At 70.7% G+C, this 21,459-nt stretch carries 19 protein-coding genes; 7 read left to right on the top strand and 12 right to left on the bottom strand.

The annotated features are described in order from the left end of the window. The 4 genes from ftsY to ngcE form a co-directional block, all read right to left on the bottom strand. The coding region (ftsY, locus tag VET29_RS25615) for a signal recognition particle-docking protein FtsY (RefSeq protein WP_324924880.1) at nt 1-1,309 on the bottom strand (1,309 nt) is incomplete at its 3' end. A 130-nt stretch (nt 1,310-1,439) separates the two neighbouring features. Then, on the bottom strand, nt 1,440-2,363 hold the full coding sequence (locus tag VET29_RS25610) for a carbohydrate ABC transporter permease (protein ID WP_324924878.1): 924 nt from the start codon (nt 2,361-2,363) through the stop codon (nt 1,440-1,442). Nucleotides 2,364-2,385: 22 nt separating this feature from the next. Next, nucleotides 2,386-3,357, bottom strand: a complete 972-nt coding sequence (locus VET29_RS25605) for a sugar ABC transporter permease (protein WP_324924877.1) — start codon at nt 3,355-3,357, stop codon at nt 2,386-2,388. Continuing rightward, entirely contained in the window at nt 3,354-4,784 is a 1,431-nt protein-coding gene (ngcE, locus tag VET29_RS25600; protein WP_324924875.1) for an N-acetylglucosamine/diacetylchitobiose ABC transporter substrate-binding protein, read from the bottom strand. Before ngcE ends, VET29_RS25605 begins: the two co-directional genes overlap by 4 nt. A gap of 210 nt (nt 4,785-4,994) precedes the next feature. Here ngcE and VET29_RS25595 point away from each other — a divergent pair, with 210 nt between their 5' ends. Then, on the top strand, nt 4,995-6,131 hold the full coding sequence (locus VET29_RS25595; RefSeq protein ID WP_324924882.1) for an anhydro-N-acetylmuramic acid kinase: 1,137 nt from the start codon (nt 4,995-4,997) through the stop codon (nt 6,129-6,131). Beyond that, on the top strand, nt 6,118-7,746 hold the full coding sequence (locus tag VET29_RS25590; RefSeq protein WP_324924873.1) for a sodium:solute symporter: 1,629 nt from the start codon (nt 6,118-6,120) through the stop codon (nt 7,744-7,746). Before VET29_RS25595 ends, VET29_RS25590 begins: the two co-directional genes overlap by 14 nt. A gap of 332 nt (nt 7,747-8,078) precedes the next feature. Here the strand turns inward: VET29_RS25590 and VET29_RS25585 are convergent, their stop codons facing one another. Both VET29_RS25585 and VET29_RS25580 read right to left on the bottom strand, forming a co-directional pair. After that, complete coding sequence (locus tag VET29_RS25585; RefSeq protein ID WP_324924871.1) at nt 8,079-9,431, bottom strand: hypothetical protein; 1,353 nt, start codon at nt 9,429-9,431, stop codon at nt 8,079-8,081. 21 nt (nt 9,432-9,452) lie between these two features. Next, nucleotides 9,453-10,400 (bottom strand): GNAT family N-acetyltransferase, encoded by a 948-nt coding sequence (locus tag VET29_RS25580; RefSeq protein WP_324924869.1) that lies wholly within the window; start codon nt 10,398-10,400, stop codon nt 9,453-9,455. 191 nt (nt 10,401-10,591) lie between these two features. Between VET29_RS25580 and VET29_RS25575 the strand changes: the two genes are divergently transcribed. Further along, nucleotides 10,592-11,083 carry a hypothetical protein gene (locus VET29_RS25575; RefSeq protein ID WP_324924867.1) on the top strand — a complete coding sequence of 164 codons (492 nt, stop codon included), beginning with the start codon at nt 10,592-10,594 and terminating at the stop codon, nt 11,081-11,083. A gap of 79 nt (nt 11,084-11,162) precedes the next feature. Here the strand turns inward: VET29_RS25575 and smc are convergent, their stop codons facing one another. From smc to VET29_RS25555, 4 genes are all read right to left on the bottom strand, one after another. Beyond that, nucleotides 11,163-14,873: a chromosome segregation protein SMC gene (gene smc, locus VET29_RS25570; protein ID WP_324924865.1), complete on the bottom strand. Its 3,711-nt coding sequence runs from the start codon at nt 14,871-14,873 to the stop codon at nt 11,163-11,165. 98 nt (nt 14,874-14,971) lie between these two features. Next, complete coding sequence (locus VET29_RS25565; protein ID WP_324924863.1) at nt 14,972-15,754, bottom strand: anti-sigma factor family protein; 783 nt, start codon at nt 15,752-15,754, stop codon at nt 14,972-14,974. After that, nucleotides 15,751-16,269: a sigma-70 family RNA polymerase sigma factor gene (locus VET29_RS25560; protein WP_324924861.1), complete on the bottom strand. Its 519-nt coding sequence runs from the start codon at nt 16,267-16,269 to the stop codon at nt 15,751-15,753. Before VET29_RS25560 ends, VET29_RS25565 begins: the two co-directional genes overlap by 4 nt. A gap of 70 nt (nt 16,270-16,339) precedes the next feature. Further along, complete coding sequence (locus VET29_RS25555) at nt 16,340-16,618, bottom strand: acylphosphatase (RefSeq protein WP_324924859.1); 279 nt, start codon at nt 16,616-16,618, stop codon at nt 16,340-16,342. A gap of 89 nt (nt 16,619-16,707) precedes the next feature. On the opposite strand from VET29_RS25555, the gene VET29_RS25550 reads away from it, so the two are divergent. The 3 genes from VET29_RS25550 to VET29_RS25540 all read left to right on the top strand — a co-directional run bounded on the left by VET29_RS25550 (nt 16,708) and on the right by VET29_RS25540 (nt 19,271). Further along, a complete protein-coding gene (locus VET29_RS25550) occupies nt 16,708-17,181 on the top strand; it encodes a hypothetical protein (protein ID WP_324924857.1) in 474 nt (157 codons plus the stop codon). 192 nt (nt 17,182-17,373) lie between these two features. Continuing rightward, nucleotides 17,374-18,075, top strand: coding sequence for a CAP domain-containing protein (locus VET29_RS25545; RefSeq protein ID WP_324924856.1), 702 nt, complete (start codon nt 17,374-17,376; stop codon nt 18,073-18,075). Between the two features lie 206 nt (nt 18,076-18,281). Further along, nucleotides 18,282-19,271 carry a glycoside hydrolase family 25 protein gene (locus VET29_RS25540; RefSeq protein WP_324924854.1) on the top strand — a complete coding sequence of 330 codons (990 nt, stop codon included), beginning with the start codon at nt 18,282-18,284 and terminating at the stop codon, nt 19,269-19,271. Between the two features lie 7 nt (nt 19,272-19,278). On the opposite strand, the gene VET29_RS25535 is transcribed toward VET29_RS25540, so the two are convergent. Then, a complete protein-coding gene (locus VET29_RS25535) occupies nt 19,279-19,650 on the bottom strand; it encodes a VOC family protein (RefSeq protein ID WP_324924852.1) in 372 nt (123 codons plus the stop codon). Then, nucleotides 19,647-20,444: an NAD(P)H-binding protein gene (locus VET29_RS25530; RefSeq protein ID WP_324924850.1), complete on the bottom strand. Its 798-nt coding sequence runs from the start codon at nt 20,442-20,444 to the stop codon at nt 19,647-19,649. Before VET29_RS25530 ends, VET29_RS25535 begins: the two co-directional genes overlap by 4 nt. Nucleotides 20,445-20,529: 85 nt before the next feature. Between VET29_RS25530 and VET29_RS25525 the strand changes: the two genes are divergently transcribed. Next, complete coding sequence (locus VET29_RS25525) at nt 20,530-21,456, top strand: Lrp/AsnC family transcriptional regulator (RefSeq protein WP_324924848.1); 927 nt, start codon at nt 20,530-20,532, stop codon at nt 21,454-21,456. Nucleotides 21,457-21,459: the final 3 nt, after the last annotated feature.

Below are 21,459 nucleotides of genomic sequence, written 5' to 3'. Positions count from 1 at the left end.
TGAGCAACGCGTCGACGAACGCGGTCGGCTCGAACGGCGCGAGGTCGTCCGCGCCCTCCCCCAGGCCGACCAGCTTGACGGGCACGCCCAGCTCACGCTGGACCTGGAAGACGATGCCGCCCTTGGCCGTGCCGTCGAGCTTGGTCAGCACGATGCCCGTCACGGCGACGACCTCGGCGAACACGCGGGCCTGGGTGAGCCCGTTCTGGCCGGTGGTGGCGTCGAGCACCAGCAGGACCTCGTCGACCTTCGTCTGCTTCTCGACGACCCGCTTGACCTTGCCCAGCTCGTCCATCAGGCCGGTCTTGGTGTGCAGCCGGCCTGCGGTGTCGACCAGGACGGCGTCCACGCCCGCCTCGACACCCCGCTTGACCGAGTCGAAGGCGACGGCCGCCGGGTCGGCCCCCTCCTTGCCGCGGACGACCTCGGCGCCGACCCGCTCTGCCCACGTGGCGAGCTGCTCGACCGCGGCGGCGCGGAAGGTGTCGGCCGCGCCGAGCAGGACCGTGCGGCCGTCGGCGACGAGCACCCGGGCCAGCTTGCCGGTCGTGGTGGTCTTGCCGGTGCCGTTGACGCCGGTGACCAGGACGACCGCGGGGAGCTTGGTGCCATCGCTCAGGTGTGGGAGGGCGCGGACGGACCGGTCCATGTCCGGGTGCAGTGCGTCGACGAGCACGTCGCGGAGCAGCATCCGCGCCTCGTCCGCCGTGCGCACCTTGCGGGTGACGAGCTCCGCGCGGAGCCGCTCGACGATCTCGGTGGTCGTGGCGGCGCCGAGGTCGGCGAGCAGGAGGGTGTCCTCCACCTCGGTCCAGGAGTCCTCGTCGAGAGTGCCGGCGCCGAGCAGGCCGAGCAGGCCCTGGCCGAGGGTCGAGCGGGACCGGGACAGCCGGCCGCGCAGGCGCTCCAGCCGGCCGGACGTCGGCTCGATCTCCTCGGTGGGCGCGGTGAGCTCGTCGATCAGCGTGGGCTCGGCCGGGACGGTTCCCGGCCGGTCCAGCACGGACGCGCCCGGCTCGTCGAGCACCGGCGGGACGTCGGAGTCGGGTACCTCCTTGGCCGGGATGACCTCGTCGAGCAGCGCGGGCTCGGCCGGTACCGTGCCCGGCCGGTCGAGTACCGACTCCTTCTTCCCGCCGGGCGCGAGGCTGATGCCGCCGCCGGCCTGGTAGCCCTTGGGCCTGTCCTCGACTGCCGGCTTCTCGGACAGGTCGAGCCGCCGCCGCCGGGACAGCACGACGCCCGCCACCACGGCGAGCGCGAGCAGCACGGCTACGACGACGATGATCACGATCACGGTGCTCGACACGCCGCCATCCTCGCATCAACGCCCGACACGCACGTCAGGACCGGTCGGATCCTCGCGAACTCGCGGCCGGGGAGGTCGACGACCGGCGTTGACCCGCCCTGGAGAACCAGGCCGGGTCAACGCCCCGTGACTACTTCAACACACCGGCCGTGAGTCCGGCCTGGACCTGCTTCTGGAACAGGATGTACACGATCAGCACCGGCAGCAGCGCGATCACCAGACCGGCGAACAGCGCCGTCCAGTCACCGCGGTACCCCTGGCTGATCGCCAGCGCCGCAAGGCCCTGGGCCAGCACCTTGCGGTCCGGGTCGTTCATCAGGACCACCGGCAGCACGTACTGGTTCCAGTGCCCCAGCACGTTGAAGAGCCCGATGCTGATCAGTCCCGGCCTCGCCATCGGCAGCATCACGCGGAAGAACAGCCCGAAGTGCGAGCAGCCGTCGATGATGGCCGCCTCCGCGATGGAGGTCGGCTGCGTCCGGAAGAACGCCGTCAGGAAGAACACCGTGAACGGCATCGAGAACGCGACGTAGACAAGTGCCAGCGACAGGTAGCTGTTCAGGCCGAGGACCTCGCCGACCACCGGCAGCGTGCCGAGGTTGCGCACCACGAAGAACAGCGGCACCAGCGCCAGGAACACGGGGAAGATCAGCCCGCCGACGAACGCGAAGTAGATGATCCGGTTCCCGGGGAACCGGTACCTCGACAGCACGTACGCGGCCATCGCGCCGAACAGCATCGTCAGCGGCACGGAGATCACCACGACGATGACGCTGTTCAAGAAGTACTGCCCGATGTTCGCCGCGGTCCACGCGCGGGCGAAGTTCTCGAACCTGGCCACCGACGGCAGGCCCCACGGGCTGACCAGGAACTCCCTGTTCGTCTTGAACGACGACACGATCGCCCACAGCAGCGGCAGCGTCGTGAGCAGGCCCCAGACGAGCAGGAACGTCCCGTTCAGCAGGTTCAGCGCACCCGTGCCGGCGCCGACGCCGGGGGCGCGGCGGCGCGGGGCCGGCGCCGCGGTGGCCGGCCTTTCCACGGTCGTCGTCATGCCGCCCTCTCGCAAGCTCCGCTCATGACAGCTCCACCCGCTCCCGCCGCGCCAACCGAAGGAACACCAACGACACGATCAGGGTCACGATCAGCAGCAGCACGCCGATCGCGGACGCCCGGCCGAACCGGTAGTCGTTGAACGCGGTCCGGTACATCGCCACGCCCAGCACGTCACCGGCGCGGGACGGGCCGCCCGAGATGCCGAGCATGATGAACACGAACGCGAACGCGTCCATGGCCTGGATCGCCATGTAGACCCAGCCCACCTGCACGGTGTCCCACACCAGCGGCAGCGTCACGTGCCGGAACGTCGTGTACCGGTTGGACCCGTCGAGGAGCGCGGCCTCGTAGATGTCCTTCGGGATCGTCTGCATGGCGGCCGAGAACAGCACCACGTAGAACCCCACGAACGACCAGATCATCACCACGACGACGCACCAGAACGCGAAGTTCGGGTCGCCGAGCCACGGGACCGCGAGCGAGTCCAGCCCGATCCCGCGCAGGAAGCTGTTCAGGATGCCGCCTGCCTCGGTCGGCGCGAAGACGTACTTGAACAGCACGCCGATGATCGCCACCGAGAGGACCTGCGGGAAGAAGTACACGACCCGGTAGACCGCCGACCCGCGCACGCCCTCGATGCCCGACCTCCCGCGCCTGCCGACGTTCAGCATCGACGCGAAGAACAGCCCGAGCAGCACGGTGGCGGCCGGGACCACGAGCAGCAGGATCGCGTTGTTCTTCAGCGCCACCAGGGTCTGGCTGTCGCTGAAGATCCACGAGTAGTTGTCGAGGCCGATGAACTTCGGGGTGCCCGTCAGGCCGGTCCAGTCGGTCATCGAGATGAAGATCGCCTGGAGGTACGGGGAGAGGGTGAACAGGCCGTAGATCCCCAGCGGGAAGACCAGGAACACCACGATGAACAGGTACTTGCCATGCTGCAGGGCGGGCCCCGGTTTCGAGACCCGCCCGCGTGCCGCTGCCTTCTTCGTCACTTCTCGCGCGTGTACTTCGTGATCGAGTCGTCGTCGCGCACCTTCTTGGCCTCCGCCTCGCAGCCGTCGCAGAACTCGTCCACGGTCTTGCGGCCGGCCAGCAGGTCACCGATGACGGCGTTGATGCCCGGGTTCCACATCGTCCCGTACCAGCTCTGCCACATCCAGCTGACGACGTTGTCGCCGGCGGCGTCGAGGGCCTTCTTCGCGGAGGTCAGGCCCGCGGGCAGCTTGACGCCGTCCGCCGCACCCTGGACCACGGTGAGGCTGGAGACCTTCTCCGTGAAGCCCTTCGCGCCCTCCTTGGAGAGCATGATCCGCATGTACTCCAGGCCGCCGGCCGGGTTCTTCGCCTTGGCGGGCACGACGTAAGGCTCGCCCGCGGCCGCGTAGACGGTCTCCAGCGGCATCTTGGAGTCCTTGGACAGCAGCGGGTCGGGCATCATCGCGAACTCGAAGCCCGACTTCGGGGTGACGTCCTTCTCCTCGTTCTCCAGCCACGAGCCGCACGGGATGAACGCGGCCTTGCCGGCGACCCACTGGCCCTGCGACTGGATGTGGTCCATGCCCTCGGTGCCGTCGAGGATCCAGCCGCTGGACTTCAGGCCGGCGAGCGCGGTCGCGGACTCCTTGATGGCGTCGTGCTTCCAGGCGCCTTCCTTGAGGTTGTCGATGTCGACGAGGATCTCGGGCCCGGCGAGCTTGGCGGCCATGGTCAGCAGCGGCCACACCATGTATCGGGCGTGGATGCCCTGGTAGGTCCACGGGGCGATGCCGGCGCCCTTGATCTCCGCGCACAGGGCCTTCATCTCGTCCCACGTGGTGGGCGGCTGCCAGCCCTTCTGGTCGAAGAGGACCTTGTTGTACCAGGTGCCGTAGACCGTGAGCGCCATGTTCATGACGTACGGCTTGGGGCCGAACGTGCCCTGCTCGACGGCACCGGGCACGAGCGTGTCGCGCACCTTCTTGCCCGGCGTGTCCCAGGCCGGGGCGTCGAAGAGCTCGGTGAGGTCGAAGAGCTGCTTGTCGGTGACCAGCTGGCCGAGCGGGATCTGGCCGTCGCCGGAGTCGTTCACGAAGTCCGGCGGGTTGCCCGCCACGAAGCGGGACTGGAGGGCGCCCTTGATGTCGACCTCGGCCTTGTGCTTGATCTCGACGTTCGGGTACGCCTTCTTGAACATCGGCTCGTGGACGGCCGTCGCGTACTCGTCACCGAAGCCGCCGTTGAAGATGTAGATCTCGAGCGAGCCGTCGGTCGGCACACCGAGCGGGTTCTTGTCGGACTTCTCCCCCCGCGTCGATTCCTGGCCGCCCCCCGAAGTGGCGCAACCGGCGAGAGCTCCTGTGCCCGGCAGCGCGAGCGCGCCGGTCGCGAGTGCCCCGCGCAGGAACTTCCGCCTGCTCCAATCGGCCGAAAAACTGCTCATACTCGCTCCTCGTCGTGGTCGCGATGTCCCAGTCCCCGATGGGGAGACACAGTAACGCCAAGGTCTATACCCTCAGCCGCCAACACTCAACCATTCTGGACATCGATTTGGTCAAGAACTAACCGCGCATCTTGCGAGGTGGGGCGGGGTCCACTAGCCACTAATTCTGTGAACCTCTGCCGCGTGATCGGACTTCTGTCCGGAACGTCCATGGACGGCGTCGACGTGGCCGTCGCCGACCTGTTGCTGAACGGTGACGCCATCGATCTGCAACCGGTCGGGCACAGCGAGCTGCCGTACTCCCTGGAACTGCGTGCCGCCCTGCTGGACGTGCTGCCGCCGAACGCCACGACGGCCGAGCAGGTCTGCCGGCTGGACACCGCGGTCGGACAGGCGTTCGCCGCGGCGGCCGGGCACGCGCTCACGACGATCGCGGACGGTCGGGCAGATCTCGTGGCCTCCCTGGGACAGACCGTCTACCACTGGGTCTCCGACGACCGCGCGCTCGGCACGCTCCAGCTCGGCCAGCCGGCCTGGATCGCGGAGGCGACCGGGCTGCCCGTGGTGTCGGACCTGCGGGCGCGGGACGTGGCGGCGGGCGGGCACGGCGCGCCGCTCGCGATCGTGCTCGACCGGCTGTGGCTCGCGGGCCAGCCGGGCGTCACCGCCGCGCTGAACATCGGCGGGATCGCCAACATCACCGTGGTGGGGCCGGAAGGGCCGGCGGTCGCGTTCGACACTGGGCCGGGCAACGCGTTGCTGGACGCGGCGGCGCGGATGATCTCCGGCGGGGTGTGGCACCAGGACGTCGACGGCGACCTGGCCGCGCAGGGCAAGGTCGACGCGGCGCTGCTGGAGGTGCTGCTCGCCGACCCGTACTACACGCTCGCCCCGCCCAAGTCGACCGGCAAGGAGCGGTTCCACACCGAGCACATCGCCGCGGCGCTGGCCAAGGTCGGGCACGTCGCCGGCGACGACCTGCTGGCCACGCTGGTCGAGCTGACCGCGGTGACGGTCGCGGACGCGTGCCTGGAGCGCGGGGTGACCCGGGTGGTCGCGTCCGGCGGGGGCGTGCGCAACCCGACGCTGATGGCCGCGTTGCGGCGTCGGCTGGCGCCGGTGTCCCTGGTGACGAGCGACGAGCTGGGGCTGCCGTCGAGCGCCAAGGAGGCGTACCTGACGGCGTTGCTGGGGTTCCTGACCTGGTCCGGGGTGCCGGCGACCACTCGCGTGCTCGGCGCCGTCACGCCGGGCGCCTCGCCGTTGTGCCTGCCCGTGCCGGCGACGACCGAGGTCACCCGGCTGCGGGTGGCCGTCGACGAGGGAGGTTCGCGTGCGAGCGCTTGACGTCGCGATCATCGTGGTGTTCCTGGTGGGGATGCCGCTGCTGGGCATCCTGATCGGCGGGCGGCAGAAGTCGGCCAAGGACTACTTCGTCAGCGAGAAGAAGATCTCGTGGTGGGTCGTGTGCGTGTCGGTCGTGTCGGCGGAGACGTCGACGCTGACCGTCCTGTCGGTGCCGGTGGTCGCGTACGTTGCGCCTCCGTCGGCCGGCGGGATGACGTACCTGACGCTCGCGCTGGGGTACATCCTCGGCCGGATCATCGTGTCGTTCGTGCTGCTGCCGCGGTACATGACCGGTGACCTGGTGACCGCGTACGCGTTCCTCGGCAAGCGGTACGGCGACGGGATGCGGGCGACGGCGTCGGTGACGTTCCAGTTCACCCGCCTGCTCGCGGACGGTATCCGCCTGTTCGCGACCGCGATCCCGATCAAGGTGGTCCTCGCGTCCTACGGGGTCGACGCGTCGTACTGGGCGATCGTGACCGTGCTCGGCGTCGCGATGGTGTGCTACACGTTCGTGGGTGGCGTCCGGGCGGTCGTGTGGGTCGACGCGATCCAGATGCTCTGGTACGTCCTCGGCGGGCTCGTGGTCGTGGTCGCGCTGGCGGGGGCGCTGCCGTCCGGCTGGTTCGGCGATGCCTGGGACGCCTCGAAGTTCCAGCTGTTCGACTTCTCGTCGAACCCGCTGACCGGCGGTTACCCGTTCCTGGCCGCGTTCTTCGGCGGCACGCTGCTGGCGATGGCGTCACACGGTGTCGACCAGCTGATCGTGCAGCGGCTGATGTCGACCCGCGACCTCGTCGCCGCGCGGAAGGCACTGGTCGCGAGCGGCGTGGTGGTGTTCCTGCAGTTCGCGTTCTTCCTGCTCATCGGCGTGATGATGTGGGCGTTCTACCGGGCCGCGGTGCCGGCGGACCCGGTGTCGGCCGGCGGTCTCGGCCTGGCCAACAAGGACGAGCTGTTCGCGCACTACATCGTGACCGAGCTGCCGTCGGGGCTGTCGGGGTTCGTGATCGCGGGGATCCTGGCGGCGGCGCTGTCCTCGTCGCTGGGCGCGCTGGCGTCGGCGACGGTGACCGACGTGTACGAGCGGGTGTCGCGGCGGGTCCTGTCCGACGAGCGGCGGCTGCGGCTGGGCCGGATCTGGACGGTGGTGTGGGCCGGGCTGCTGATCGTGTGCGCGGGGCTGTTCGCGACGGCCAACAAGACGACGGCGGACCCGATCGTCGTGCAGGCGCTGGGGATCACGGGGTACACGTACGGGGCGCTGCTGGGCGCGTTCCTGCTGGGGCTGCTGTTCCGGCGGGCACGCCAGCTCGACGGGCTGGTGGCGTTCGTGGTCACGGTGGCCGTGATGACGTTCGTGATCCTGGGCGTGAAGTTCGTCGGCCCGTCGGCGACCGCGGACCCGGTGGCGAACGGGTACGCGGCGTGGACGTCCATCCGCGTCGACTTCTCGGCCGCGGTGCCCGCGGAGGGCGTGCGGACGTTGACGAGCTGGTGGTACACCCCGCTGGGCGTGCTCGTGACGTTGCTGGTGGGCGGCCTGCTGTCCCTGCGCCACCGCGACACACCCGAACCCAGCGCCGAGGAGGCCGCCGCCACGCAGGCCGCCTAGGTGCTACTGTCCCGCGCCGGAAATGCGGTGATTAAGTCGGTGGATCCAGGTTTCTGCTGGCAAGACGCCGGTTCGTCCTCGTACTGGGTCGTACCTGGGCGAACCCGGCAACGCCGCCAGCAGGAAGCTGGGCCGCCGAATTAGTTGCCTGACTTCCGGCGCGGGACACTAGTGTCCCGCGCCGGAAATGCGGTGATTAAGTCGGTGGAACCAGGTTTCTGCTGGCAAGACGCCGGTTCGCCCTCGTACTGGGTCGTACTTGGGCGAACCGGCAACGCCGCCAGCAGGAAGCTGGGCCGCCGAATTAGTTGCCTGATTTCCGGCGCGGGACACTAGGTCGCGGACTGGGCCTTGTGCGCGGCGGTGCGGGCCGTCTTCGCGACCTGCTTGTCGGGGTGGTGGGCGCCGATCAGGGCCAGGACCTCGTAGCCCATCGGGTGCCGCACGCGCCACGCCTCGGCCAGGATCTCCTGTTCCCGGCCGGCCGGGAGGGTCTCCGCCGACACGACCTCAACGGCCTCCGGGTCCAGCTCGCCCATCGCGTTGGCGCTGGCGGACAGGGCGTCGAGGAGCAGCCACGCCGCGTCGGCCGGTTCGCGGGGCTCGCCCAGCGCGTCGCGGGCGTACGGGCGCAGCGCGGGCTCCGCCAGCACCGTCCGCCACGGCACGTCCGGCAGCTTCGCCAGCACACTCGCCGCGTAGAAGCGGCCGGAGGGGGACGCCTCCACCGCGGCCGCCAGCAGCTCCGTCGCGGCCGCGGCCGGATCGCGGGTCGACAGCCAGAGCCTGGCCAGCTCGTCCAGCTCCTCGCCGCCGCGCCCGCCGACCACCGTCAGCAGGTCCGTCGCGGGCATCTCGGCCGGCGGCGGGAGCAGGGGGATGTCGATCCCGCCGTCCAGCAGCTCCTCCCGCATGATCAGCATGCCGAGCGGGGTGAGGCGGGCGATCTCCCCGTCGACCTCGGCGGCGCCGTGTTCGGCCAGACGGGTCAGCAACGTCGTGACCGGGTCGCCGTGCGCGGCCACCCACGTGTCCCACACCGCGTCGTCCGCCAGGTCCTCGGTCTCCATGGACCACGCGATCTCCTGCAGCTCCGCCACCGGGACACCCGGCTCCCGCGCCAGGAACATCGGCAGCACGAGCGCCCCGGCACTGTCGAACACGAGGTCGTCCTCGTCCGCCACCTCGGCGTCGATCACCAGGCTGCCGAGGACCTGCGTGAACCCGACCGCCCAGGTGCCGAGGTCCTCCTCGTCGTCGCCCGTCGGCCAGAGGTCGGGGTTGCCGTCGGCACTGCCACCGCCGGTGTCGCCGGTGTCGTCTTCGGACACGACCACGAGGTCGGCGGCCAGCGCGGTCTCCCAGCACAGCAGCAGCTCGGCCGGCGTGACCCCGAGCCGCTCCGCCGCCTCAGCCGCGTCCGGCTCGGTCAGGTCGCCCTCCTCGGTGACCGCACGCCGCTCCCCCACCCACGCGGCCAGCTCGCCGACCCGCCGCAGCAGCACGCTCTCCCGCGCGGCCGCGGCCAGCTCACCGACCGGCGGCAGCCACAGCGCCGGCAGGCGGTTCGGCAGGCCCAGTGACTCGACCAGGTCCTCGAAGTCCTCGCCGTACTCGTCGAGGAGGTCGTCGTCGAAGTCGAGGTCCTCGAGTTCGGTGCCGTTGCTGTCCGGGTCGACCGTCATGGGCGGAGAACCTACCTCGCGTCACACCGCGCGCCGGTGCACGGTCGGCGCGGTCAGGTCCACCTGGTAGTTGACCAGCTCCGCACCGGGCTCGAAGCCCAGCTTGGTGAACATGCGCTCGGACGCCTCGTTGCCGTCCCGGATCATCGCGGCGGCCCGGTCGCGGACACCGCCGCGCGCGGCCAGCTCGGCCAGCAACCGCCGGACGAGGGTTCTGCCCACCCCGCACGACCTGGCGTTCTCCTCCACCCCGACCACGTCGACGTAGTACTCCTCGGCCTGCACGTAACCCGCCGCGTAGCCCAGCAGGTCACCGCGGCCGCCGCCGATGAGCACCACCACCGTGTGGCGGTCGCCGGTGACGAGTTGTTCGCCGGAGGTCGGCGCGTCGGGGAAACATCGGTCATGGAGGTCGGCCACGGCCCGCCGGATCGCCGGATCCTCCGGGAGGAGCGTCGTGCGGTCGTCCTGACCGGGCCCGCGGACGAGGATGCTGCGTAGTGGCGCCGCGGTGAGCGTGAAGCACTTGCTGGTCATGCGGACGGGTGCCGCGTGGCGGGCGGCGAAGTCGGCGAGCAGCCGGTTCTGCCGGTGGCCGAACAGCTCCAGAAGGCGCACGCCGGCCAGCCGGGGCAGCTTCCTGGCGTGCCGAAGCATCGCGTCGGCGGTAGCCTGCCAGACATGCCCGGCCGCCGGGTGATTGGCCGGCACGTCTACGAACGGCCCGTACAGGTAGGCGCGTCTTCCCTCCACCTCGAAGGACAGCACACCACGCACCCGACCGTTGCGGTCGGCGGCGACCACCGCGTTGCCCACCCAGCCGGGGCGCAACGCGGCCAGCTCCTCGGCGACCTCGTCCTCGGTCTCGCCGTGGAAGCCGATCTGGTGTGCCGGCTCCTGCTGCAGCCGTGCCACCAGCGCGATCACGGCACCCAGGTCGGCCGAGGTCGCGTTCCGAACGTCGTACATGTTCGAATCCTCATCCGCGGGTGGGGTCCGGCGCGAGTGGATTACCGCCCTTTGGGGCGAGGTCTACGGTCCTCCCGGGCGGGTTCCTGTTCGGACACCCGCAACAACACCGTGACCAGCGGATACTTGGCCGGCCGCCGGGACACCGGTAATCTCCGTTTTCTTTCCCATACGCAGAAGGGCCATGTTCGATGGCTGATCTAGACCTCAAGCGCGTCACCCCACTGGAGTGGGCGGGCGTCGGCGCCGGTGCGCTCGCGTTCATCTGCAGCTTCTTCTCCTGGTACTCGGTGAGCTACGCGGGCATCAGCGAGGGGCTCAGCGCGTGGAACACCGGCTTCCTCGCGTGGTTCTCGGTGCTGTTGCTGGTGGGAGCCGCCGTGGTCGTGCTCCTTCCGCACTTCGGCGTGGCGGTGGACAGGCGGCCGCTGATCTGGCTGGTCCTCTCGGCCGTCGCGACCGTGTTCATCCTGCTCCGCTGGCTGACGCTGCCGGACGACGGCGGTCTCGGTGACCTCGGCGGCCTGCTCGGCGGCGACAACGGCTTCGAGTCCGGCGCCGGCTTCGGGCTGATCCTCGGCCTGATCGCGGCCGTCGTCTCGACGGTCGCGGCCGTGCTGACCTTCCGCGCGGCCCCCACCGCGGCGGCCCCCGGCGGGACGAACCCGGCCACGGCTGCCTGAGCCACCTGTGCCGTGAAGGGCATCCTCGCGACGTCGGACGTCGCGGGGGTGCCCTTCATCACGTCGTGGCGGTGGCTGGTCAGGACTGCGCCGGCTCGGGCTCGGCCGGTTCCGGCTGAGCGGCGGGTTCGGCGGGTGCCAGGTCGGCCGGCCCGGTCGCCGCCCGTGCCGGCTCGGCCGGTGCGAGTTGCGCGGGCTTGGCCTGCGGGTTGTCCACACCGCGCATGCGCTGGGAGATCACCTGCGTGATGCCGTCGCCACGCATGCTGACGCCGTACAGGGCGTCGGCGATGTCCATGGTCGGCTTCTGGTGGGTGATGATGATCAGCTGGGAGTTGCCGCGCAGCTCCTGCAGGAGACCGATCAGCCGGCGCATGTTGACGTCGTCCAGCGCCGCCTCCACCTCGTCCATCACGTAGAACGGCGAGGGGCGGGCGCGGAAGATCGCGACGAGCATGCCCACCGCGACCAGTGACTTCTCGCCACCGGACAGCAGCGACAGGCGCTTGATCTTCTTGCCGGGCGGCCGGGCCTCGACGTCGACGCCGGTGATCAGCATGTCCTCCGGCTCGGTGAGGATCATCCGGCCCTCACCGCCCGGGAACAGCGTCGAGAAGACGGTCTCGAACTCGCGGGCCACGTCGTGGTAGGCGGACGTGAACACCTCGAGGATCTTGTCGTCGACCTCCTTGATCACGGTCAGCAGGTCGCGCCGGGTCGCCTTCAGGTCCTCCAGCTGCGTGGACAGGAACCGGTAGCGCTCCTCCAGCGCGGCGAACTCCTCCAGCGCGAGCGGGTTCACCTTGCCCAGCAGCGACAGGTCCCGCTCGGCCCGCTTGGCCCGCCGGTCCTGCGCGGGGCGGTCGTACGGGATCGGCTGCGGCTCGCTGACCTGCTCGCCGCGCTCCTTGGCCGCCTCGTACTCGGCCATGTCCGCGGGCGACGGCGGCACGGGCACGTCCGGGCCGTACTCGGCGACCAGGTCGTCCAGGCCGATGCCGAACGCCTCGGCGATGCGAGTCTCCAGCTGCTCCAGCCGCAGCCGCTGCTCGGCACGCAGCACCTCGTCGCGGTGCACGGCGTCGGTCAGCTTCTCCAGCTCGGTGGACAGCTCACGCACCCGGTTGCGGACCTCCTGCAGCGCCCGCTCCCGGTCGTAGCGGTCGGCCTGCACGGTGTCCCGCTCCTGCGCGGCCGCCTGCAGCGACAGCGCGATGCGCTCCAGCGCCAGCTCGCCGTTCGTCACGACGGCCTGCGCGACGGCGGCGCCGTAGGCCCGCTTGGCCATGGCCCGCCGGGCCCGCTCGCGTGCCTCCCGCTCGGCCCGCGCGGCCCGGCGCAGCTCCTCGGCCTTGCCGTACAGCGCGCGGTGGCGCTCCTCGGCCGTGCGCAGCGCCAGTCGTGCGTCCATCTCCTGCTGGCGTGCCGTGGCCAGCTGGACGGTCGCCTCGTCGCGCTCGGCGGTGTCCGGCTCGTCGTCCAGGACCGTCTCGTCCTCGGCGACGGCCAGTCGCTCCTCCAGCTCGGCGAGCTTCGCGAGACCCTCCTCGCGCGTCTGCTCGACCCGGGTCCGCTGGGTCTGGACGCGCTCGGCCTCGGCCTGCGCGGTCCGCACGGCCTGCCGCATCCGGGAGAGCCGCTCCTGCGAGCGGGCGGCGCGGACGTTGGCCTCGTTGCGGGCCTCCGCGACCGTCTGCACCTCGGCCTGCCGGGCCTTCAGCTCCTCCTTGGCGCCGGCGAGCGCGGCGGCGGACCGCTCCGCGGCGCTCTCCGCGGCGGCGAGCTTGTCGTTGGCCTCGTCGACCGCGGCCTGGACCTCGATCACGCTCTGCGCGCGGGACGTGCCGCCGACCGCCCAGTGCGCGCCCAGCACGTCACCCTGATGAGTGACCGCCCGCACGGACGGGTGAGCCTCGACGACCAGGCGGGCGATCGGCAACGACTCGACGACCGTGACCTTGTCCAGGGCCTGCGCGACCGCGGGCCGCAACGCCTCGGGCGCCCGGACCAGGTCGACGGCCCAGCGTGCGCCCGGGGGAAGCACCGGCCAGCCGGACCGGTCGGCGTGCCCGTAACCACCGACGACGATGCCCGCGCGCCCGGCGTCCGAGCCACGCAGCAGTTCGAGTGCGGCGACGGCGTCGTCCCCGGAGGCCACCGCGACCGCGTCCGCGACCGGGCCCAGCGCCGCGGCCAGCGCGGCCTCGGCGCCCGGCTCGACGGTCAGCAGCGCGGCGACCGAGCCGAGCAGACCGGGCAGCCGGTCGCCGGCGGCGAGCAGCACGCCCGCGCCGTCCTTGCGGTTGAGCCCCATCGACAACGCGTCGACGCGGGCCTTCCACGAGGCGATGTCCTTCTCGGCGGACCGCTCGGCGCGGACCAGCTCGTCGACGCGGGCCTGCGCGACCTTCTGCGTCTCCTTGGCCCGATCGAGCCGTGCCACGATGCCGGCGTCACCGGAGTCCTCGATGCCGGACTCCTCCTGCGCCTCGGCCAGGTCGACGGCCGAGGCCTCGGCCCGCTCGGTCGCCTCGACCAGGGCCGTGGACAGCCGCTCGATCTCCTCGGCCGTCGCGTTGGTCTTGCTGCGCAGCGCCTCGACCTGGCCGGCGAGCCGGGCGAGGCCCTCGCGCCGGTCGGCAACGGCTCGGACGGCGGCGAGGTGGGCCTTCTCCGCGGCCTGGACCTGCTGCTCGAGCTCGGCACGCCGCTCGGCGGCCTCGCCGAGCAGGCCGCGGGCGACCTCGACGTGCTCGCCGAGCTCCGCCTCGCGGAACGCCGTCTCCTCGGCCTCCGCCTCCAGCTCGTCGGGGTCCTGACCACCGGTCTGTGACTCGACGGTGGCGGACATGTGCCGCTCGCGCTCGACGGCGAGCCGCACGGTGCCGCGCAGCCGCTCCTCCAGCGCCGACAGCCGGTACCAGGTGTCCTGGGCGGCGGCCAGGCGTGGCGCGTCGGCCGCGAGCGCGTCCTCCAGCGCCGTCTGCTTCGCGTCGGCGACCTCCAGGAACTGCTCGACCTCGTGCCGGCGGGCGCGGGCGGCGGCCTCGTCGGCCTGCTCCTTGGCGATCTCCGTGCGCTGCGTGACCAGGTCGTCGGCGTGCAGGCGCAGGCGGGCGTCACGCAGGTCGGCCTGCACGGCCTGGGCCCTGCGGGCGATCTCGGCCTGCTTGCCCAGCGGCTTGAGCTGGCGGCGCAGCTCGGCGGTGAGGTCGGTGAGGCGCGTCAGGTTGGCCTGCATCGCGTCGAGCTTCCGCAGCGCCTTCTCCTTGCGCTTGCGGTGCTTGAGGACGCCGGCCGCCTCCTCGATGAACGCGCGGCGCTCCTCGGGCTTGGACTCGAGGATCTGCGCCAGCTGGCCCTGACCGACGATGACGTGCATCTCCCGGCCGATGCCGGAGTCGGAGAGCAGCTCCTGGATGTCCATGAGCCGGCAGGTGTTGCCGTTGATCTCGTACTCGGACGCGCCGTCGCGGAACATCCGGCGGGTGATCGACACCTCGGTGTACTCGATCGGCAGGGCGCCGTCGGAGTTGTCGATCGTGAGGCTCACCTCGGCGCGGCCCAGCGGGGCGCGACCGGCGGTGCCGGCGAAGATGACGTCCTCCATCTTGCCGCCGCGCAGGTCCTTCGCACCCTGCGTGCCCATCACCCAGCGCAGCGCGTCGAGCACGTTGGACTTGCCCGAGCCGTTCGGCCCGACGACACACGTGATGCCCGGTTCGAAACGCAGGGTGGTCGCCGACGCGAAGGACTTGAAGCCCTTCAGCGTCAGGCTCTTCAGATGCACGAGTCTGGGGACCTCTCAGGAAGCCAGTCGAGCCGCTAATCCATTCGAGGGTACCCGGGTGCTCCGAGTGATCGCGGGACGCGGGCGGTTGTGGCAGCTCAGCGCGGCGCTTCGGGCGGCAGGACCGTGAAGACGACCGTCTCCTTGTCGTCGAGCATGTAGACCAGCCGGTCGATCTTGCTGCGCGCTATCGAGGTGCTCGCCGGGATCTCCTGGTTGGGGTCGTGGTCGGTGCCCCACCAGCCGGCGACCTCGCGGTTCCCGTAGTGGTCGTACACGAACAGGTAACACTTGCGGCCCGGGGGCAGGCCATGCAGCTTCGACTCGATCTCGGTGCCCCACTCGTGGTCGACCAGCCGGGCCTCGACGCTCATCTCGCCCGTGGTCTCGCTCCAGACCGCGCCGGCCTGCGCGGTGCCCGGCTCCTCGTGGGTGGCCTGCCAGCTGAACACCGCCGCGGCGGCGAGCACCACGACCGCGGCGGCGGCCGCCGCGATACGCCAGTGCCGCTTGGGACGGTCGGCGTCCGCCGGCTTCCTCGGCCGTCCGGCGGGCCGCCCGCCCGTGGGCCTGGCCCGCCCGCTCACCGGCCGGGGCGCGGGCTCGTCCTCCGGCGCCGGTGTCTGGACGGGGATCGCCACCGGCTCGGTGACCGGCAGGGCACGCGTGGCGACCATGCCCTCGACACCCGTCGGCGGCAGGCTGTCCGCGAAGTCCTCCGGCGTGATCTGGTTGAGCAGGCCGGGCAGCGGGGCCAGCCGGACCAGCTCGCCGCGGCAGATCTCGCAGTAGGACAGATGCGACTCGAACGCCGAGCGCTCGGCGGGCTCGAGGGCGCCGAGCAGATAGACGCCCAGCGTCATCGTGTGCTGGCAGGTCACGGCTCGGTCACCCCCCGCTCCTCAAGGGCGTCGCGCAGGGCGCGCAACGCGTAGAACGATCTGGACTTGACGGTGCCCGGCGGGACGCCGAGCATCTTGGCGGTCTCGGCGATGGTTCGCCGGTGGTAGAACAGCTCGCCGATCACGGCGCGGTGGTCCGCGGACAGCGCCCGCATGGCCTCCGCCACCTGCCAGCCCTGGAGCACCCGGTCGAATTCGTCGCCCGGGCGCGCCCAGTCCCGTTCCAGGATCGGAACCTCGTCCACCCGCGCGCTCTGCTTGCGGTAGCCGGAGACCACCAGGTTGCGGGCCACTGTGTAGAGCCACGGCCCGGCGTGCTCCGGGCTCAGGGCGTCGGCGTTGCGCCATGCCCTGAGAAGCGTCTCCTGCACGACGTCCTCGGCGTACTGGTGATCACCACCGACCGCCCGCAGCACGTAGCCGTAGAGCGGCCGGCGGTAACGGCTGTAGAGCTCACGGATGAGCTCGTCCTCCTGGTCCGGGGTGTTCCCCACGCATCAGTCATACGCGACCGGGTACAGAATGGTTCAGCAGGCCGGTGGGCTGGTGCGATGCCCGCTCCGCTCAGCGCTCCACGAACCCGGTCACGTTCTCCTTGGCGTCCGACCACCGCTCGACGACGAGGTCGACGCGGCCCGGGGTGGTGCCGCCCCTGAGAAGCTCCAGCAGCTTGGCGCAGCTCTCGCGCGGGCCCTCGGCGACGACCTCGACGCGGCCGTCCCGTAGGTTGCTGGCGTAGCCCTGGAGGCTCAGCTCGAAGGCGCGACCGCGGGTCCACCAGCGGAAACCCACACCCTGGACGTGGCCGTGCACCCAGGCCGTGAGCCGTACGTTCGGTGACATTTCCGCTCGTCTGAGATCGCAGTCGGTAATGGTGATATTTTGCCGCGCTGTGACCGGTCGGTCGCGCAGTGATTGTAGGAGGCGCGGGGATGCTCGGACCTGAGGACCGGATGGATGACCGCCCGCCCGCCGAGGAGCGTAGCGGGTTGGGCCGTACGCCGTACCTGGCGCTGGGCGTCGCGGGCGTGGTCGTGTCGACGGCCTTCGCGACGGTGGCCATGCTCGCCGGTGGGACCGGCGAGGCGGCCCAGCCGGAACGGACGAGCCAGGACTCCGTGCAGGTGGAGGAGACCACGTCGGAGGACAGCGGCAGCACGTCCGTGACGACCACCACCACGACCCCGTCGAGCTCCGCGCCGACCTCGTCCACCACCACGACCACGACGACCACCACGACGAGCAAGAAGCGGACGACCACGACGACGACCACCACCAAACCGCCGGGTGGTGGGCAGCCCACGCAAACACAGACGACCCAGCCGACCCAGCCGTCGTCGCCAACGCCCCCGTCGAGCACGCCTCCGAGCTCGACGACGCCCCCCTCACCGCCGACCACCACCTAGGTAACGCCCCGGTCGGCCGCGCGGTGCTTCTGCAACGCGCGGCCGACGCATGCGCTCCCGGCGTAGGCCAGAACAGGCCTGGTCAGAGGCCCACCCCGCCTTCACCCTGCCTTCCCCATCTTCACCTTTTCGGTGGACTAATCGTCACTCTGTCGTTATGAAGTTCCACCATTAGTGGTAACTTCCCCCGCCATGCGTGCGCGAAGACCACTCCTGCCGGCACTCACCGCAGTGCTCGCGGGTGCGCTTGTCGCCGGGGCGGGCACTCTGCTGTCCGGTCCCGCCGCCGGGTCCAGCGCCGACCAGAGCCGGCTGAGCGTCGACTCCACCAGCAGCAGCAGACCGAACCCGCGCGGCAGCCTCGCCCAGCCGACCTCCAGCGCCACCAGCACGTCCACCACCCCCGCCGGCCAGTCGTCGGCACCGCCGCCAGTCACCTCCGCGCCGGTCCCGACCACCACCACGCCGCCGCCCCCACCGACGACGACCGCCGCCCCACCGCCGGTCACCACCGCGCCGGCCGACACCTCCACGCAGGGCCAGGTCGTCAGCCTCGTCAATGCCGCCCGCCAGGACGCGGGGTGCGACCCCCTCACGACCGACACCGGTCTGACCACCGCCGCGCAGAGACATGCCTCCGATATGGCGTCGCGTGACTACTTCGAGCACACGACCCCCGAAGGGGTGACCTTCGACCAGCGGATTCGCAATGCCGGGTACTCGCGGCCCGGCGCGGAGAACATCGCGAAAGGCGCCCGCACCGCCGACAGCGTCATGGAGCTGTGGATGAACTCCCCCGGTCACCGCGCGAACATCCTCAACTGCGATTTGAACACCATCGGCGTCGGGCTTGACCGGGACGGCTTCTACTGGGTCCAGGATTTCGGTTTCTGAGCGGAGCGAACATTATTGATCTTTTTGCCCGATAGGGCAGCCGAAAGAGCTTCACATCCGCGTCTTATTGGAATACGCACGATGATGTTCCGGATACATTACAATCTGACAAAACTACAATCGCGATACGTATTTGACAGAATCGTGAACCCCACCTCTACCACGCGAGTAATGTCGTCCACGGGGCCGGAGGAGGAGACAGAAGTATGGTGACGTTTGGCCTGGACATCTCCCATCACCAAGATCTCGGGCTGGATCTCGCTCAATGCCGCCGCGAAGGCATAGATTTCGTATTCATCAAGAGCAGCGAGGGCTCCTCGTTCGTCGACGCGGAGTTCGCCGCGAACCTGGCCGAGGCCCGCAACGCGGGGGTGCTCGTCGCCGCATACCACTACGTCCGCTCGAACGCGTCCGCCGCCGCCCAGGTGGCCAACGTGGCTCGGGTGGTACCGAAGGACGTCCCGGTCATCCCCGACGTGGAGGCCAACTCCGGGGGAATCGGGCTGGTACGCGAGTTCGTCGACCGGCTCCGCGCCGCCGGCTACCGCGTGCCACTGTCCTACATCCCACGCTGGTATTGGCAGCAGATCGGCTCACCGTCACTCGCCGGGCTGCCGCCACTGTGGTCCAGCCGCTACCCGGACAACATCGTCGGCTCCCTGCTCGACGAATGGGCCGACGTCCCGGGCAGCTACTGGAACGGCTACGGCGGACTCGACGTCGCCGTCCTCCAGTTCACCAGCTCGGTCCGCATCGCGGGCCACCAACCACTCGATGCCAACGCATTCCGCGGCACGCGGGCACAGCTCGCCGCGCTGATGGGGAACGCAGAAAGGGAGGACCCCATGAAGAACCTCATCCTCGCCCTCGAGGCGGGCAGCCCCCGGGTCTGGGTCGGTGACGGCCTGACCCGCCGTCACGTCGAGGACGAGAAGGAGCTCGAGGGCCTGCAGTACTGGATCGCCCAGCGGGGCGGCGACCCGACCATCCAGCAGGGCTTCCTGGACCTCCGGGTACTCGGCAACGACATCTCCGGCACCGTCAGCCAGCTGACCGACGACGAGTCCAACATCATCGCCGCCATCAAGTCGCCGACGCCGGTCGCGATCGACTACGACAAGTTCGTCGGCGACGTCGTCACGAAGCTGGCCGAGCGGCTCGGCTCGCTCAAGTTCGACGCGGAACCGCCGAAGTAGCCGGGGATCACTCCCTGACAAGACAGAAGGGGTGGCCAGCCGGGTCGGCGTAGACGTGCCAGGACGACTCCGAGTCGTCGAGCAGCACGGCACCTGCCGCCAGCGCCTCCCGTCCCGCGGCCGCGAGGTCGGGAACGCCGAGGTCGAAATGGGACTGCTGGGGGTAACGGGGGTCAGGCCAGCGAGGCGGGCGGTAGTCCGTCACCCGCTGGAAGCACAGCACGAACCCACCCGGCAGGTGGAGCGTCGACCAACCGTCGCCGAGCGACCACCGCCGATCCGGCCGGTTCACCTCTCCGCCGAGCAGCGCGTGGTAGAAGCGCGCCAGCTCCGCGTCGTCGTCACCGTCCAACACCACGCACTGCAGGTTCGCGTTCACACCGGCATCCTGCCGAACTCCGCCGCGTGGTCGGACACCCACTCCGCGAACGTCCGTGCCGGCCGGCCGGTCACCTCCTCGACCGTGGTCGTCACCTCGGCACACCGGGGCATCACCGCGTAGACGTCGAGAAGTACGTCCACGAAGGACTCCGGGAGTCCGTCCGCCAGGAGTTGCGCCCGTGCCTCGGCACGCGGCAGCTCGACCCAGCGCAGCGGCCGGCCCAGCACCTCGCCGATGACCCGGACCTGTTCGGCCTGCGTCAACGCCTCCGGGCCGGTGATGTCGAATGTCCGCCCGACCAGACCATCGAGCAGCGACCGCACCGCCACCGCCGCGATGTCCGCCTCGTGCAGCATGGCCAGTGCCAGGTCGCCGTGTGTGCCGCGCACCTCGTCGCCGGCGCGGAGCTGCCGCGCCCACCAGCGCGCGTTGACGGCGAACGTGCTCGGCCGGACGACCGTCCACGCCGGACGCCGGGACACGAGTGCAGCCTGGTCCGCCATGGACAGTCCACGAACACCACCCGAGCCGAGATACACCACGTGCCGGCCGCCGATCGCCTCGAGCACGCCGGGCAGGGCGTCGCCCGTGTGCAGTGGCCACATGAGAAAGACCGCGTCGATTCCTTGCAGGTCAAGGGGATCGCGGAGATCGCCGGGCGCGACCTCGACACCGTCCGGGAACGTCGCCGTCCCGTTCCTCGTCATGGCACGGACGGGCACACCCGCCGCACACAGTAGGTCGACCGCCTGCCGCCCGACGTTGCCGGTCGCTCCAGTCACCAGGATCATGCCGGTCACCCAACGCGGGCACCTGAGGATCCGCCAGCAGGCACGCGGCATGCGCCGATATCCGTCATCAAGCTACGGTATCCGCATGGAATCCGTCGACGACGTGGACCGCGGCCTGATCCACGCACTGCACCTCGACGGCCGCGCCCCGTTCGCGGCGATCGCGGCGGTGCTCGGCGTCTCCGAGAACACGGTCGCGCGCCGCTACCGGCGGCTCCGGCAGTCCGGGGCGCTGCGGGTGGTCGGCTCCGCCAACGGTTTCCTGCTCGGCCGTACCTCGTGGACGATCCGGGTTCGTTGCACCCCGGACGTCGCCGGCCCCATCGCGGCCGCACTCGCCCGCCGGCCCGACACGTTCTGGGTGCACATCCTCTCCGGCGGCACGGAGATCTCCTGCAACCTCCAGTCCACCGACCCCGCGGCCCGCGACGCGCTGCTGATGGACAAGCTCCCACGCAGCACCAGGGTGCTCGACGTCAGCGCCCACGCCGTACTGGGCGGTGCCGCGACGGAATGGGCCGGCCTTCGCCACCTGACCGACGCCCAGGCGGCCCTGCTCACCCCGGAGCCGCCGGCGAACGAGCCCCTGCCCCTCGACGCCGACGACCACGCGCTGCTCACCGCCATGGCCCGCGACGGCCGCACCCCGTACACGGCACTGGGCCCGTCCGAGTCGGCCGCCCGCCGCCGCGTCAACCGGCTACGCCGAGCGGGCGTCCTGGTGTTCGACCTGGACGTCCTGCCGGAGCTGCTCGGCTACCACGCCGAGGCCCGCCTGTGGTTGACCGTCCGCCCGGCCGGCCTGGCGACCACGGCGGAGACCATCGCCGCCCACCCGGAAACCTCGTTCACGGCCGTCACCACCGGCCGCACGAACCTGATGGCGACAGTCGTCTGCCGCGACCCCGCCGACCTGTACCGCTACCTGACCGACCGCATCGGCGCCCTGGACGACGTCCACACCGCGGAAACCGCCCCGCTGATGCGAACAGTCAAACGTGCCGGCCCCTGAGCA

It is taken from the genome of Actinophytocola sp., from assembly GCF_035634895.1.
In the GTDB taxonomy this organism is placed as follows: Bacteria; Actinomycetota; Actinomycetes; order Mycobacteriales; family Pseudonocardiaceae; genus Actinophytocola.
The sequence above is the reverse complement of the archived record's forward strand: the minus strand, read 5'-3'. Positions and strand labels throughout refer to the sequence as shown.

Bases quoted from the DNA above. Each gene is read 5' to 3' on its own strand.
- VET29_RS25610 (WP_324924878.1), bottom strand. From the start codon at position 2,363: ATGACGACGACCGTGGAAAGGCCGGCCACCGCGGCGCCGGCCCCGCGC.
- ngcE (WP_324924875.1), bottom strand. From the start codon at position 4,784: ATGAGCAGTTTTTCGGCCGATTGGAGCAGGCGGAAGTTCCTGCGCGGG.
- VET29_RS25595 (WP_324924882.1), top strand. From the start codon at position 4,995: ATGGACGGCGTCGACGTGGCCGTCGCCGACCTGTTGCTGAACGGTGAC.
- VET29_RS25585 (WP_324924871.1), bottom strand. From the start codon at position 9,431: ATGACGGTCGACCCGGACAGCAACGGCACCGAACTCGAGGACCTCGAC.
- VET29_RS25580 (WP_324924869.1), bottom strand. From the start codon at position 10,400: ATGTACGACGTTCGGAACGCGACCTCGGCCGACCTGGGTGCCGTGATC.
- VET29_RS25575 (WP_324924867.1), top strand. From the start codon at position 10,592: ATGGCTGATCTAGACCTCAAGCGCGTCACCCCACTGGAGTGGGCGGGC.
- VET29_RS25555 (WP_324924859.1), bottom strand. From the start codon at position 16,618: ATGTCACCGAACGTACGGCTCACGGCCTGGGTGCACGGCCACGTCCAG.
- VET29_RS25550 (WP_324924857.1), top strand. From the start codon at position 16,708: ATGCTCGGACCTGAGGACCGGATGGATGACCGCCCGCCCGCCGAGGAG.
- VET29_RS25545 (WP_324924856.1), top strand. From the start codon at position 17,374: ATGCGTGCGCGAAGACCACTCCTGCCGGCACTCACCGCAGTGCTCGCG.
- VET29_RS25540 (WP_324924854.1), top strand. From the start codon at position 18,282: ATGGTGACGTTTGGCCTGGACATCTCCCATCACCAAGATCTCGGGCTG.
- VET29_RS25530 (WP_324924850.1), bottom strand. From the start codon at position 20,444: ATGATCCTGGTGACTGGAGCGACCGGCAACGTCGGGCGGCAGGCGGTC.
- VET29_RS25525 (WP_324924848.1), top strand. From the start codon at position 20,530: ATGGAATCCGTCGACGACGTGGACCGCGGCCTGATCCACGCACTGCAC.